The sequence below is a fragment of the Cloacibacterium rupense genome (genome assembly GCF_014645495.1).
Taxonomy (GTDB): domain Bacteria; phylum Bacteroidota; class Bacteroidia; order Flavobacteriales; family Weeksellaceae; genus Cloacibacterium; species Cloacibacterium rupense.
Map to the genome: position 1 here is coordinate 19,892 of NZ_BMLV01000003.1, position 15,766 is coordinate 35,657.

Genomic DNA, 15,766 nt, shown 5'->3' on the forward strand with positions numbered 1-15,766 from the left:
TAAAAAATAAAGGTCTTCTTATGCAGAAGACCTTTACAATAGAATCAATCATTTGTGTTTAAGCGCTAAGTTTTCGCGGTTATGTTTTTCTGATACAAATGTATGATTAGTTTTGCCAACAGTCAATTACACTTTTGTGTAGTTTTCTAAATTTTTATCACAAAAAATAAGCACAAACCTTCTTTCGTAGTGCATATTTCATATTTACCGCCTACATCATTCATCCTCTTTTGCATATTCTGCAGACCATATCCTATATTTTTATTTTCTCCTAAACCAACTCCATTGTCAGAAATCTGCATGGTGAAAACTTCATCATGAGTAAGGTTAAATGAAATACTAACTTCACTGGCTTTGCTATGTTTATAAATGTTATTCAAGGATTCTTTGGCACAAAGAAACAGATTTCTTCGCATTTCAGAATTAAGTTTGGCTTCAGGAGAGTTGACATCTCTTTTGACCAAAATCTTAATAGAAGATTTTTTAAAAAAACTTTCGGCATATTGTATTACATATTGCATGAAATTCCCTAAATTATCGTTGGTAGAGTTAAGACTCCAAAGCATTTCACGCATAGAAAGATTCATCTCACCTGCCGTTTTTAGCAATTCATCTACATCATCTTTTATACTTTGGTCATCTACTTTTTGTTTGATAAATTCAGCCTGAAGTTTTAAAGCAGATATACCCGCTCCTAAATCATCATGCATATCATGTGAAATACGTTCTCTTTCTTCCTGAACTTTCATCTGAATTTCTAACTCTTTTTCTAACAACTGATTTCTGTATTGGATATCTTGTAGCAATCTTTCTTTCTGAAATACCAATTGTTTCTTTTTATACACCATGACCACCATCACAATAAATCCTGCAAACATAATAAGAATAATGAGTGCTATTAGAAACATAAATTTTACTTGCTCTGGCAAATGATTCATTTTACTTAAAAGTGATTAAATGTTCTAAGGATATTATAATCTGTACACCTTAAACCTCTGATGTAAAGTAAATATGTGATAATATTCACAACCTGAAAGACATCTATGATAGTAGCCAAAAAGGAACTATCAATTTTATTCAAGTCATACACAGGGTACATTCTAAACAATGCAAATGTACTCCAAAGGAGCAGGGCACAGCTCACCCAAAAAGCTTGTTTATGTATTATATTTTGCTCATCAGCATGATTTACAATATACCAAAACCATTGCAAGGCCAATGCGAGTTGATATACAATTAACACTAAAAAAAGATTAGAAGAGACGACCAGAGAATCTTCCTGAATTTGATAAAAGACAATAAAGACTAATGACAAAAAAACCAATGATACCAATAAAATTCTATTAAACTTATCTTTATAATCATTCAAATAAAAATAGCCAAAGTATAGAATTGTAAAAATAAAAAGTGGAAAATAGAAATAAAATTGATCTATATCAAAATATTTTCTACCCATAATAATCCCTATACTGTCAATCAAAAAAATGATAGTTATATAAAGATAAAAGTGTCTTTGCCTTTTTTTGTACTTTTTCCAAAACAAAAGATATAAAGAATATAACATAGTTATAATGACAACCATATTATAAACATTTGTTAATATACTATTCATTTGTTAATCACAATCAGTTGGACAAAAACTATTAAAATCATCACCTGAAAGACTATTAATATTCTGACCATTTGCACCCACACAGTCTGTAATAAAAGTCATTTGCCCTACATTATCATCCGTAAAACCTGATAATTTATTTAACAGTGAATTTTGCTGATCTTTTGATGTAAAATTAGAAATAGGTTGCCACTGTGCAAGAGTAATTTTGAATTTTCCAATATCTTTTTTGGTAGTCATTCTAGCCTTATACGCTTCTAAATCCGTTCTGGTTATTCTTACAGAAAGCGTATTCCCTTGTGGCCCTTTTACAAAACGGTCAATTTTTGGTTTTATATTGGTTTTATAATCCTCAAACATAATGTTAAAATCTGCTTCCGGTATTTCTAAGGCATCTTTTACAGAAAGTACAGCATAAGCTTTACCAGCAAGAATTTTTCCGCTTTTGTCTATATAAGAGTACAACATGTAGAGTGAACCATCAAATTTTGACAATTCCTTATACTTACCAGGAAATTTAGCACTATTAAATTGCACAAAACTAAAAGATACCCTATCTGCATCTACAGGCAGATTATCAATCATTTTAAGATAATTCTCTTTTGTAATATAAAAAGATTTACCATTCTTTTTGTTTAATTTTTTCAATTCTTGATAAGTTTCTTTATCGAAACTTTGTCTCATGGCAGAGTCTAGCTTTGCTGGCATAGGAATATGTGCTAATGGATCTATTTTTAGACTTGCACTGTCTGCATTTTCAGAAGAAATAATGTTTTGGGTTGAATTAGGATTTTTATTGCAACTTAAAATGGTAAATAATACTGTTGTTGCAACTATTCTAAAAAAAGTAGCTTGTTTTTTCATTTGCGAATTTTTATAGTTAATATTTAATGTTTTTCAAAATATTGATAGCTTCTACTTTATTGCTAACATGCAATTTTCTATAGATATTACCTACATGTTTTTTTACGGTATCTATGGTAATATCTTTTTTATCTGCTATTTCTTTATAAAGTAATCCTTGTGCCAATAATTCTAAAATTTCGTGCTCAGATTTAGATAAATCATTCAAATGATTGTTAATTTCTGATTTCTCTTCTCTGAAATAATTCAAAACTCTTTTGGCCACACCAAAACTCATAGGAGCACCTCCTCTATGTACATCTTTTATAGATGATATAATCTTATCCATGCTCTCCCCTTTTATTAAATAACCAGCTGCCCCAAATTTTAGAGAGTCATAAATATGTTCATCATCTTCAAAACTGGTACACATCATAAACTGAGTATCTTCTAATTGCGATTTTATTTTTGACATTATTTCTATTCCGCTCATGTCTGGCAGTTTAATATCCATCAAAACCACATTGGGCTTCAAGGCAACAAGATGGTTCATAGCTTCATTCCCTGTATAAAATTGCCCTATACAACGCAAACCTGCATCATAGTCAATAATTTTTTTTAAGGCATTATTATAATGCTTCTCATCCTCTACTATTGCTACAGTAATTTCAATCATAAAATATAGTTATCAACAACAAATATCAAAATAAACCAGCCCTCACACAATTACACCTTTGTGTAATCTTGTAAAATTATAAAAAATATTGACAAAATGATAAAAATCTAAAAATAAATGAGTCATATGATTAAATATTTCACAAAACAAAAATAAAAATTGACTACATAATGGTTTATACAGATAAATTATTCACAAAAATATTCTAAAATTCATAAATTTGCATATTACAAGAATTGATTATGGAAGTAGAAGAAAAAAAACCGCTCAATTTTATAGAACAAATCATAGAAAATGACATTGAGAATGGTCTTGATGCAACTAAACTAAGATTCAGATTTCCTCCTGAACCTAATGGCTATTTGCACGTAGGTCATACCAAGGCAATCTGCATCAACTTTGGTTTGGGAGAAAAATACGGAGCTCCGGTAAATTTAAGATTTGATGACACCAATCCTGAAAAAGAAGAACAAGAGTTTGTAGATGCCATCAAAGAAGACATCAAGTGGCTTGGTTTTACTTATGACCAAGAACTTTATGCCTCAGATTACTTCCAGCAATTATATGATTGGGCGGTAGAAATGATTAAACAAGGTAAAGCTTATGTAGATGAGCAACCTTCTGAATTGATTACAGAACAAAGAAAAAACCCTACAGAACCTGGCATAGATTCCCCTTACAGAAATAGACCCATAGAAGAATCTCTAAATTTATTTGAAAAAATGAAAAACGGAGAATTCGAAGAAGGGACAATGTCTCTAAGAGCCAAAATAGACATGACCTCGCCTAATATGAATATGCGTGACCCTGTAATGTATAGAATTCTAAAAAGACCACACCACAGAACTGGCGAAAAATGGAAAATCTATCCTATGTACGATTGGGCTCATGGTGAATCTGACTATTTAGAACAAATTTCGCACTCTTTGTGTTCTCTAGAATTCGAAAACCACAGACCTCTTTACGATTGGTATTTAGACCAAGTTTATGAAGATGGTAAAGTACGCAACAAACAAAGAGAATTTGCCAGAATGAATGTTACTTATATGGTAACTTCTAAACGTAAATTACAAAGATTAGTTGCAGAAAATGTAGTTACAGGTTGGGATGACCCTAGAATGCCTACCATCTCTGGTATGAGAAGATTAGGTTACACCCCGAAATCTATCAGAGAATTTATAGACAGAGTTGGGGTAGCAAAACGCGAAAACCTCATCAATATACAATTATTAGAATTCTGTGTAAGAGAAGACCTTAACAAGATTGCTACCAGAGTAATGTCTGTAGTAAATCCTGTAAAATTGGTCATAGAAAATTACCCAGAAGGAAAAGAAGAATGGCTAGAAACCGAAAACAATCCTGAAGACGAAAACGCTGGAACCAGACAAGTGCCTTTTTCTAAAGAACTCTACATAGAAAGAGAAGATTTTATGGAAGAAGCTCCAAAAAAATTCTTCAGACTAACGATTGGAGGTGAAGTTCGTCTAAAATCTGCTTACATCATCAAAGCTACAAGAGTAGAAAAAGACGAAAACGGCGAAATAACGACCATCTATGCAACTTACGACGAAGATTCTAAATCTGGAAGTGGCACAGAAGCCAGCATGAGAAAAGTAAAAGGAACACTGCATTGGGTTTCTGCAAAGCACGCTTTACCAATTGAGATAAGAGTATATGACAGACTTTTCACAAACGAACAACCAGACGCTGAAAAAGAAACAGATTTTATGGAATTTGTAAACAAAGATTCCTTAAAAGTAATTGAAGGATATGCAGAACCGAGTCTTAAAAATGCAAAAGTAGAAGACCATTATCAGTTCCAAAGAATTGGGTATTTTACACTAGACAAAGATTCTACTGATGAAAAACTGGTTTTTAATAGAACTGTAACGCTGAAAGATAGTTTCAAACTAGAACAATAAAATTAAAAAAAGCTTCATCTTTGGGTGAAGCTTTTTCTTATCAATTAATTTCTATTTTTCAATAAAATCCAACCTTTGTAGGTTCTTCCATCTGCTGCTTTTATGACGTACCAATAAGAATCTGTACCTAAATTCCTAGAATTGAATTGACCGTCCCAAACAAATTCTGTATTGCTAATCTGCTGATACACCAGATTTCCGTATCTATCAAATATTTGTAAAGTAGAATTCTCTGGAAAAACATCTAGACCACTTAGTTTCCAATAATCATTTAAACCATCTCCGTTGGGCGTAAATGCATTAATTATCGTAAAAATTCTGCCCAATCTCATATCTCCGTGACAATCAGAATCAGAATATTTTACATAAAAAGTGTAATCACCCGGCTGTAAATTGGTAAATACATTACTGTCTTGCCAAGTAATCAAATCCTTAGAATAGACTATTTTTCTACCTGAAGTTCCAGTAGCTGTTATGGTATAATAATCATTTTCCCCAGATAATTTTGTAATTTCTGGCGTATCTATATTGATGACTTTAAAACTTGTAGTATAAGTACAGTTAGATGAATTGGTAAGTGTCAGTTGATACGTGCCTATCTTTTTAACTCCTGTTAAAAAATTCTGACCAGCCCCTTCCGAAATTGTACCATCTGGGTATTCCCATTTATAGTAAATTACATTTAAGCCTGTAAAATCTGGACGAATATTTAACCCTATCAAGTCATTTTTACAGTAATAAAAATCATTAATGGTAATGATAGGCGTTTTGTTAAATTTCAGAACATTTATGGTATAAAAATTAGGACAAAAACCTGCTTGAGAAACCTTAACATACAACGTAGAAATTCCCTTGGCTTCATCAAAAAGATAAGCGGAAGGATTCTGAATTGGGTTCTGAGCGTCTATCATATTTTGTCTTGTTTCAAAATACTCATACGTATAAGATGTTCCAAAATTCGCTTCAAAAGTAGTTAAATCTATAATTTCTTTACCATCATTGCCTTCATCACAAATATTACCAATAGTAAACTGATTCGGGTTGATAGAAAGCTGAGTCCCATTCACAAAATTAATTTCAGCACTACTACCACAATCTTTCAAATTTTCTACATATACCCAAATTTTAGAGGTATAAGGATTCAGAATAAAATTGCTCGGATTAGGTATTTCTTTACCAGGAGCCCCTATATCTAATGGATTGAGATAAAAAGTATACACATTTTCATCACTTGGCGTTTGCACCATTTGGTCTTTGTAGTCTAAAAGATTGACATCATAAAAACCATCTACATTATTATCACAAATCTGAATGACAGAATTTCTAGCCTTTACAGGGAAATAAGACAACAAATTAATAGGCGCTACAGAATAGCAACCATAAGTTCTAGATTGAAATCTGGCATAAACAAAGACATTAGCCGCGGAAGTAACGAAAGGAGATGCAATTCTACCCACCGAAGTTCCGTTATTAGCATCAGCCTCAGTGACATAATAAGTAATTACCAAATCCGAAAGCTGAACTTTATTGTTACTTTGATCAAAAATCTGTGCAGTGGTCTGAGATAAATCAAATGACTCCCCAAAGTTCAAATCCTTGTCGCAAATTTTAAGCACTGCATTATGATTAAGATAAATTGGCGGATAAAATTCTATTCCGAAATTAATTCTAGAAACAGAAAAACAACCAGAATTTCTAAATTTTGCCATTACATAGACTACACTTCCGTTTCCTACGTTCACATTCGCTGGGTCTGAATACGGGTTAGAAAAAGAATTATTGGCAGGATTGTAATTTTGGTAATAAGTAAAAACCAAGTTCTCATTATTGATATTAATTTGAGACTCATAAACTCTTACATCCATATTTTCTTTTCCATCTGCATTGTTATCACATATATTTTTAATAACAGCATTTACTTCGGGAGCTATTTTTGGAGTATTAACCAAATTAAAAGAAACCGGGAAAATGATAAAACAACTCTGATAAATCACTCTAGCGTAGAGTGTAACATTACCATTAACCGTAGCAGAAGTAATATCAGTTCCCGTCACATTTGCCTGAGCCGCTGCATTGGTATCAAAAAACAAAACTTGCGTACCTGATTGATTGTTAATTTGACGGGCATAATTATTTAGCGAAACAGTTTCCGTTCCATCATTCAAATGATCACAAATACTAAATCGGTCAATATTTTTAACCAAATGAATCAAATAAACATTTATAGGCTTTATAGAATAACAATCTATTCCTTTATCAAATCTTGCATAAAATATTTTGGTCACAAAATCCCCATTATCTGTAATTAATTGATTGGCAGGAATTATTTTTGCAGGATCATTATCTACTGCATCTTGATAACTGCCAAAATAAATAGGGCCTGTAACCGAACCGTCTAGTGGCTCTACCAACATTCCGGTAGTCAATGTATCTAAATTTACAGGAATATCTTGAGTCCCATCAAAACAAATGTAAGTATTAGAACTATTGAGCTTGATGACCCCAAAAATGACATTCATATTAATCTCTGCAATAGAAAAACAACCACTAGGGTACTCTGCTCTTGCATAAACTTTATAAGTCCCTGCCACAATATTCGTAAGCCCTGGATTAGAAGGCAAGGCATTAAAAGCTGCGGAATATGAATTAAATACACGAATAAGTGAAACACCAGTATCTGTAGTAATTTTGTCTTTAACCAAAGCTTCCCAATCATAATTTTCTATTCCATCATCATTAGAATCACAAACATTGACATCTATACTTACGGGTGAAGTAACGATTGGCGTAGGATTAAAATTAATGGTCACAGGCCCCAAAACATTTACACAATTTTGATAGGCTAACCTTACATACAATTGAGTTCCATTTACCAAGTTAATGGTAGTAATTTGATTGACATTATTAAGCGCATCGTCATAACTAAGAAAATATGCAATGGTACCTTGGTAATTATTACCTACTAATTTTGTATTGAATTTATTGAGCTCAAAATCATTTTCTACCCCATCATTCAGCATATCACATACATTCAATCTATTGGTAAGGATATTTTCTGAGTAAAACCTGAGCAAAAGCTTAGTGGTTTTTTTGCAATCAGGCAAATTCTTATTAGAAACCGTAACATTAAAAGTTCTATCTGCACCGATGGTAAAAGGGATATTCTCATCTACCAACTGACCCGTAACAGCATCTCTAAATTCAAAATTAAAATTAGAAATATCATTAGTGGTCAAAAATTGTCGATAATCTGCCAGAATAATATTATCTGTAACATTGCAAATAATTTTAGTAAATGCCTGCACTGTAGGATAATCTACAGTAAACTTCAGATTGATATCATCTGTATACGTGGTAGTCTCTCCATTACAAGTAGTGTAGATAATATCGACTTTATAATTTTCTTCTTTCTGCGGACATACCATCTGGTCTTTAGCTCTTCCTATTACATTACCTGCGGCATCATACCAAACAAAATTAGGAACTAGAAGACCACCATCAGGTGAAAAAACCCACGCCTCGTTTTGTGCCGCCCATATTCCTGTATTTCTTCCCGGAGCAGAAATCCCAAGATTTCCGGTGGCATCATTAATCCCAATCAAAGAATTTCTAAATTTTGCCAAACTACACGGCACTTCTTTATTCTCTACAAAAACTTCTATCGTATTACTTCCTTCCGAAAGCGCAATCTGCGAAGTAGAACTCTGTGTATCGCAACCAGATAATTTACCTTTATAAAAATTTACTATAAATTTTCTAAAAGGAGCCACACCAATCACAGAATAATTAATCTCTGAATCATCCGTCACAGAAAAATACATATCATGAAGTACTCCAAAAATAGATTCTTTAGGCAGATTTTGATTCGGTAATGAGTCAGAAAAATTAGGAGCATTGGCTTGATTGGCTTGATTCACATCAAAACTGATCATTCCATTAGAGCCTATCAACAATTTTCGGTAAGATTTACCATAAAAACAAAAACTGAAAGGCAAATCAATTTCTCCAGTAAAAACATCATCCAAATTATCTTTAATGACTGTTTTATTGGGCACAGAATATGGCGCGTAAGGAGCTGAAGTGACACGATAAGAATCCGTCAATCTAAACTGAGGATAGTTGGCCGTTAATTGCACACAATTCCCATTTACGAAGTGATAACTGCAACTTATGGTAGGATTTTGATTTCCTTGAGCATCAGATATAAAAAAATCTGATTGGCTTTGAGACTTAAAAAAACCAATGGTTAAAAGCAAAAGAGCTAATATTTGAAAAAAAATATTTCTAAATCTCATTAATAATTCTTTATCATTCAAAATTATTAATTATAAACGATAAATGATTTAATTTATTCAAAAAAATAACCGAGATTGCTCTCGGTTATTAATTATCTTTTTTCGTAATATCTGGCTCCTACCAAAACTGGACTTTCTTTTTCTATTTTCACAAGCCCGAAACCTTTCCAATCAGGATTTACAGATTGATCTAATTGTTTGCGGTGAAGCTTTTCATACGTATCAAAATCTATAGATTTTCTTGTATTCAGCTCTTCAAAAAGATTCCATTTTTCTACCACACTTTTCCAATTATCTCCTATTTTTCCGGCAAAAACTTTAGATTTACTTCCGCTTCCATAGGCCAAAAACCCAACTTCCTTGCCTGCTAAATCTTCTCCATTTGTGTAAGAAACTTGCAATGCCGAAAGCAATGCCATAAAAATAGAAGCCGTATATAAATTCCCTATTTCTGAACTTGCACGTTGTGTAATTTCTATTTTCTCTGCCACCAGATTTTTATATTCTTCGGTTTGTGCAATGGCTTTTATATCATCTGAAGTTGCGGTATTCATTCCGTTTTCAATCCCGAAAATTTCGGTAAACAATCTCTTTCCGTGGAATGCATAAGGCAAATGGAAGATCAAGAATCTCCAATTTTCATATGGTTTTACTTTTCCGCTTTCTTCTTGGTAATGGGCATATGCTTCTCTTATTCTATCTTGGTAACATTGGTTAGAATATTGCCCTTCAAAAACAGGCTCATCTGTGAAAATTTCTACTTTGTCTGCAAAAGTTTCTGGCAAACCTTGTATCAAATTTTTGGTAGTAGGTCTTCTAGGTTTAAAGAAATCAAAAACACTATCTGTAGCTACCCCAAACTGATTTTCGATTTCTAAAAGCGTGGGATTATCAGAGATTAAAACCGCTACAGCTCCACCACCCTGAGTATATTCGCCAGTAGAAGCCAGTTCGTATTTTGCATAATCACTTGCAATAACCACCGCTTTTTTTCCAGGATTTGCTCTCACAAAATCTAAGCAATTGTGTAGAGCATCAACTGCTCCTACACACGCAAAAGTCATATCTACTACATCACAATTTTTGAAACTTCTCTCCCCGAATTCATTCGCCAAAGCACCTTCTACCATTTGCATAGCATAAGTAGCTGTAGGTTTGGCAGCATCTACCGCACTTTCTGTCCCTAGGTAAATTCTAGAAATTTCTTTAGGATTTATGTTATAATCTTTGATGAGTTTTAGTAACGCTTCCGCTGCGAAAGTGGCTGCATCTTCGTGCACATCTGGGAAAGCCATTTTCTTCAATCCCAACCCTTTTTCTAGTTTTGCAGGCTCTATACCACGCTTTTCTGCTAAATCTTTTATTTCTAAGTACAATGTAGGTACAAAAAAACTTGCCGCTTCAATTCCGATTTTCATTGATAAAATTTTAATATGGTTTAGAAGATTAAGCCTAGTCTATAGACAGATTAATCTCATTCATTAAAAAACTGTACGAATTTAACGAGTTGAAAATTCATAACAAAAAAATTAGCTTATGAATTTTATCTTTTTTCTTAAAAAACTAAAAAACCTCTCAAAAATGAGAGGTTAGTAATTAATTCTTATAAGCTTCCAGAGTGGTATTAAGCAATTCTACTTGCTTGTTTACACTTTGATTGTTAGGGTTTTCTCTGAAGAGTTTCATTTTTCTTTCGAGACCTTTTTTTAGAATATCGCTAATCATCATTTTGGCTTGTGCATTGTCACCAATCTGAGATTTTACTTGTTTCAAAATACCAGTAAGTTTTTCTACCGCTTTGGTATTATCAGAATCCATAATCCAATTAAAACCTTCTTCTGCTGGTTGTGCCAAAGCTGGATTTTGGAACCCTATAAACGGATAAAAAGCAACCGTTTGCGCTATACTTGGCATCTGAGATGTGATTTTATTTTTTACGATAATCGGTAATAACTTGTTCATTACCTCTTCATTGGCATTTTCTAAATCGATTTTATCTAAAAGCGTAGTCACTTTTTCAGGATTTATTTCTGCAATACCAGCTATCGCATTTCCCTTCACCGAATTAGAAACTGAACTCAAACTTTTCTCAAATAATGAGGCATATTTAGGATTTTTAGTTTTAGCCAAAACTCCTATTGCAGTTCCTTGAACCAATGTTTTCGGGTCGTTTTGAGCTAGTTTTTCTATATCTACTAAAAAATCTTTAGCATCTTCTGGCATAGATTCTAATGCTAAGATCCTATTTCTAAAGAATGGATCTTTTAATGCTGCAGAAATGGTTTTATTGGCAAAAGGATTTTTACCTACACTCTCTTTAGACTCTTCAATCGCATTGTATTTGCCGTAAAATTCCTTAGAATTGCTATATTGAAGATACAATTGCTCAGGCGTTTTGTCTTGTTTAATATCGCAAAGCAAAACTCCGTCTGCATTGGCATTAATCAGTTCTGGATTTTTAGAAGCGTCAAAAACGAAATTATTTTTAGAAGTTGCCGTTACCCAAACATTTTTTCTAGACATTTTACCATTTTCTAAAACATCTATCGCCAAAGGAAATTCAAATTTTTGGTCTTGAGTTTGAGCTACAGAAACAGTCACTTGTTTTTTCATAGCATCATAGGTAGAAGAAACTTCTAACTTAGGATAACCACTACCAAAATACCACTGATTAAAGAACCAATTAAGGTCTTTACCCGAAACTTTTTCTAAAGAAAGTCTTAGTTGGTGCGCTTCACCAGTTCCATATTCATTGGTTTTAAGATAGTCTGTAAGCCCAGCAAAAAAGGCATCGTCACCTAAATAATTTCTGAGCATATGCAGAATAGCGCCTCCCTTGTTGTAAGAAACCCCATCAAACATATCTTCTCTGCTATGGTAATTAAATCTTACCAAATCTTTAGAAATATTTTTAGGATCTGCTTTGAAACCTTTAATATCTTTCATCAAATGATAATCTGCTGCATCTTTACCATATTTAAATTCATTCCAAAGGTATTCTGAATAATTGGCAAAACTTTCGTTAACGGTAAGGTTGCTCCAGCTTTCTGTAGTAACCAAATCCCCAAACCAATGGTGGAATAATTCGTGAGCAATTACATCTTCCCATTTATTTTCATCGATTAAATCTCCTGGTTTCTGCTGAGCAGATTCCTGATGCAAAACCGCAGTAGTATTTTCCATAGCTCCAGAAACATAATCTCTCGCTGTCATCTGAGCATATTTTTGCCAAGGATAATCGTAATTTAATTTTTTAGAGAAAAACTCCATCATCTCTGGAGTATTCCCGAAAATCTGCTTCGCAAAAGCCTCATAATCTTTTTCTACGTAATAATCTACGTCTATATTTCTCCATTTATCTTTGATAACAGCATAATCACCAACTCCCATAAAAAATAAATAAGGAGCGTGTTTTTTATCCATTACCCAATGGTCTGTTCTTAAACTTTCTCCTAAATTTTGAGAACTTTTCAACAAACCGTTAGAAAGCGTAACATATTGCTTAGGAACCGTAATGTATATCTCTTGCGTTGTTTTTTGGTTGGGTTTATCGATAGTTGGGAACCAACAAGAAGAAGATTCTGTTTCTCCTTGAGTCCAGATTTGTGTAGGTTTATTGGGGTCTTTTCCTTGCGCGTTGATGAAGTAGAGCCCTTTAGCATCATTAATAGCGGCACTACCCTCTTGTTTTACTTCATTAGGTCTTGCCACATATTTGATATAAACGGTGTAATCTTGATTTTTTTGGTAGGTTTTATCCAAAGAAATTTTAAGAATATCATCTTTATATGTATATTTCAAAGGAGTTCTAGCTCCGTTTTTTTCTAATGCTACATCACTAATTATCATTGCTTTAGCATCCAATTCTAGTTCATTAGAAGCGTAAAAATAGGGCGAAGCAGTAATCCAAGCTTCTCCGTTCATTTGTTCTTTTTCAAAATTGAAATTCACACGCAATTTGGTGTGTTTCAACTCTGTAACTTTAGTATGAGTAGCTCTGTAAACTCCGGTTCTACCAGAAGTCTCGGTTTGAGCAAATGCAGTATTTTTGTTAAAAAAAAGGCCTAAAAATAAGGCGGCAATGATTAGTTTTTTCATTATTTATTTAAGTAATTTTTTTAATTGTTGAGGATTTTTCTTATTATCCCAAAATAACAATACATCATAATTATTTTCAGAAATTTTTACGAAGTATATTGTAACTTGCTTATTTCCTAAAAGCGCAAATTGAATTTTTGAATTTTTATATTGTGGATAATTTATAATACCCAATTCTAAAGATTGGATAAACGTTTCGATGTCATTTCTGAAATTATCTATTTGTTTTTGCCTCCATTTGTATTTCAAAAAAGTATTGATTTCGTCTAAAGAATCTAGTGCTATTTTGGTAAAATGAACTTCAATCATTTGAAAGTTTCATCTAATATTTCTTTAGAATATTTTACTTTTTCACCGTTTTTAGATTGTTCTAGACTTTTTTCTAATAATAAATCTTTAATTTCTTCATTTTCTTTGTCGGAAAGCATCTCATTATCTTTTATCAATTCAATATCAGAAACACCTTTTATCTGCGACAAAAGTTTTTTAATAAAAGGAATATCGGCGTATTCATTTAAGCTGATTCTTATTTCCATCATCCTTGATTTTCAACAAAGTTACTATTTTTTAAAAACTAATCAATATTTCTAAAAATAAAAAAGTTTAGAATAAAATCTAAACTTTAATTTATAAAACCTTAGTCATTATCAATATTAATATTATTCCTATTCAAAAACCATATCATTTCAATTTCATTGTCTTTCCACACTGTATCTTTTTTCAGTGTTTTTTTGATAAAATCATTATTTGATATATTATTAAATCTTACTAACTCTCTTATGTATGTTTCAAATAGATAATAATTGAGAGAATCTTTTTTTAATAAATCCTTGAATTCATTTTGAAGTGCTAAACTATAGTCACCTTTATGCCAATTTGATAAATACAATATTGCATCTTCGTTTTTACTTTTAAAAGCTAGTTTTTCAATTTGCTTTTTAAAATGGCTAGGATATAATCTGTTTTTAAAAGCATAACGAAGTAATTCTTCTTCTGAAGTATTATACAAAACTAAAGAGTCTAATTTCCTCAATAGCTTTTCTTCTTTTTTTTCAGAAAAAAAATAATTTCTATAAAATGGTACTGCTATAATTTCTTTACTAATAACACAGCCATTTTGTGTTTCTACTCTTGATTTTCTATTCTTTAAAAAATCTAGAAAGACTTTATCAATATCATTATATTTTGCTTCTAACAAAGCAATCGCAGCATATAATGCGACAACATTATTTTTGTTCTTGGTTAATAAAACCAAATCTTTTGTAGAAGCTAAAGATTTTAATTCTTTGAAATTCTCAAAATTAGCTGATTTTATTTGTCCTTTTGCTAAAACTCCATTCTCATATCCATTAATCTTTGATATTTTTAAGACAACTTCATTTAAATAATCAGGTACATTTTTACTATCTAAAACTGCTTTTTCTGAAGGTAAATCATCAATTATTTTAGCATAAGAAATATCTTCCTTTTTATTGCAAGAAAAAAGAAAAAGAACTATTAAAAATATTGATGCTAATAATTTCATCACACCGCAACAGGCGCTTTAATACCTGGATGTGGGTCGTAATTTTCTAAGGTAAAATCTTCGAAATTAAACTCAAAAATATCTTTAATCTCAGGATTGATTTTCATGGTTGGCAATGGTCTTGGTTCACGAGAAAGTTGCTTCTGAACCTGCTCAAAATGATTATTGTAGATATGAACATCGCCAAATGTATGTACGTAATCTCCTACTTCTAGTCCACAAACTTGCGCTACCATCATCGTGAGCAAAGCGTAGCTTGCAATATTAAAAGGAACACCCAAAAAGACATCTGCACTTCTCTGGTACAATTGCAAAGACAGTTTTCCATCGGCAACATAAAACTGAAACATAGTATGACAAGGCGCTAAAGCCATATTCGGAATTTCGGCGGCATTCCACGCAGAAACAATGAGTCTTCTAGAATCTGGATTTTTCTTAATTTGTTCTATCACATCAGAAAATTGGTCTACCACTTTGTTGTCTGCTCCTCTCCAACTTCTCCATTGTGCACCGTAAACTGGACCTAAATCGCCGTTTTCATCTGCCCATTCATTCCAAATACTTACGCCGTTATCGGTAAGATATTTAATATTGGTATCGCCTTTCAAAAACCACAATAATTCATAAATAATGGATTTTAAATGAACTTTTTTGGTAGTAACCAAAGGAAAACCTTTAGACAAATCATAACGCAATTGATAGCCAAAAACGCTTCTGGTTCCTGTGCCTGTTCTATCGGTTTTATCGGTTCCGTTGTCTAAAATATGTTGGAGTAAATCTAGGTAGTTTTGCATT

At 32.3% G+C, this 15,766-nt stretch carries 12 protein-coding genes; 1 reads left to right on the plus strand and 11 read right to left on the minus strand.

The features are described 5' to 3' along the window. Nucleotides 1-146: 146 nt before the first annotated feature. From IEW40_RS07730 to IEW40_RS07745, 4 genes are all read right to left on the minus strand, one after another. Nucleotides 147-938, minus strand: a complete 792-nt coding sequence (locus tag IEW40_RS07730) for a sensor histidine kinase (protein WP_188617528.1) — start codon at nucleotides 936-938, stop codon at nucleotides 147-149. Between the two features lie 5 nt (nucleotides 939-943). Continuing rightward, entirely contained in the window at nucleotides 944-1,480 is a 537-nt protein-coding gene (locus IEW40_RS07735; protein ID WP_188617529.1) for a hypothetical protein, read from the minus strand. 135 nt (nucleotides 1,481-1,615) lie between these two features. After that, a complete protein-coding gene (locus tag IEW40_RS07740; RefSeq protein ID WP_188617530.1) occupies nucleotides 1,616-2,476 on the minus strand; it encodes a hypothetical protein in 861 nt (286 codons plus the stop codon). A gap of 16 nt (nucleotides 2,477-2,492) precedes the next feature. Then, a complete protein-coding gene (locus IEW40_RS07745) occupies nucleotides 2,493-3,131 on the minus strand; it encodes a response regulator (RefSeq protein WP_229663405.1) in 639 nt (212 codons plus the stop codon). 242 nt (nucleotides 3,132-3,373) lie between these two features. On the opposite strand from IEW40_RS07745, the gene IEW40_RS07750 reads away from it, so the two are divergent. Then, a complete protein-coding gene (locus IEW40_RS07750) occupies nucleotides 3,374-5,053 on the plus strand; it encodes a glutamine--tRNA ligase/YqeY domain fusion protein (protein ID WP_188617531.1) in 1,680 nt (559 codons plus the stop codon). Between the two features lie 44 nt (nucleotides 5,054-5,097). Here the strand turns inward: IEW40_RS07750 and IEW40_RS07755 are convergent, their stop codons facing one another. The 7 genes from IEW40_RS07755 to IEW40_RS07785 form a co-directional block, all read right to left on the minus strand. After that, nucleotides 5,098-9,309: a T9SS type B sorting domain-containing protein gene (locus IEW40_RS07755; protein ID WP_188617532.1), complete on the minus strand. Its 4,212-nt coding sequence runs from the start codon at nucleotides 9,307-9,309 to the stop codon at nucleotides 5,098-5,100. Between the two features lie 131 nt (nucleotides 9,310-9,440). Beyond that, entirely contained in the window at nucleotides 9,441-10,766 is a 1,326-nt protein-coding gene (locus IEW40_RS07760; protein WP_188617533.1) for a hydroxymethylglutaryl-CoA synthase family protein, read from the minus strand. Between the two features lie 178 nt (nucleotides 10,767-10,944). Further along, the gene (locus tag IEW40_RS07765; RefSeq protein WP_188617534.1) at nucleotides 10,945-13,446 is read right to left on the minus strand and encodes a M1 family metallopeptidase; all 2,502 of its coding nucleotides are present in this window, start codon (nucleotides 13,444-13,446) and stop codon (nucleotides 10,945-10,947) included. Nucleotides 13,447-13,449: 3 nt separating this feature from the next. Beyond that, nucleotides 13,450-13,755 carry a hypothetical protein gene (locus IEW40_RS07770; protein WP_188617535.1) on the minus strand — a complete coding sequence of 102 codons (306 nt, stop codon included), beginning with the start codon at nucleotides 13,753-13,755 and terminating at the stop codon, nucleotides 13,450-13,452. Then, on the minus strand, nucleotides 13,752-13,982 hold the full coding sequence (locus IEW40_RS07775) for a hypothetical protein (protein WP_188617536.1): 231 nt from the start codon (nucleotides 13,980-13,982) through the stop codon (nucleotides 13,752-13,754). The genes IEW40_RS07770 and IEW40_RS07775 overlap by 4 nt, the downstream gene beginning before the upstream one ends. Nucleotides 13,983-14,083: 101 nt before the next feature. Continuing rightward, nucleotides 14,084-14,974: a hypothetical protein gene (locus tag IEW40_RS07780; protein ID WP_188617537.1), complete on the minus strand. Its 891-nt coding sequence runs from the start codon at nucleotides 14,972-14,974 to the stop codon at nucleotides 14,084-14,086. Then, nucleotides 14,971-15,765 carry a thymidylate synthase gene (locus IEW40_RS07785; RefSeq protein ID WP_188617538.1) on the minus strand — a complete coding sequence of 265 codons (795 nt, stop codon included), beginning with the start codon at nucleotides 15,763-15,765 and terminating at the stop codon, nucleotides 14,971-14,973. Before IEW40_RS07785 ends, IEW40_RS07780 begins: the two co-directional genes overlap by 4 nt. Between the last annotated feature and the right edge of the window lies 1 nt (nucleotide 15,766).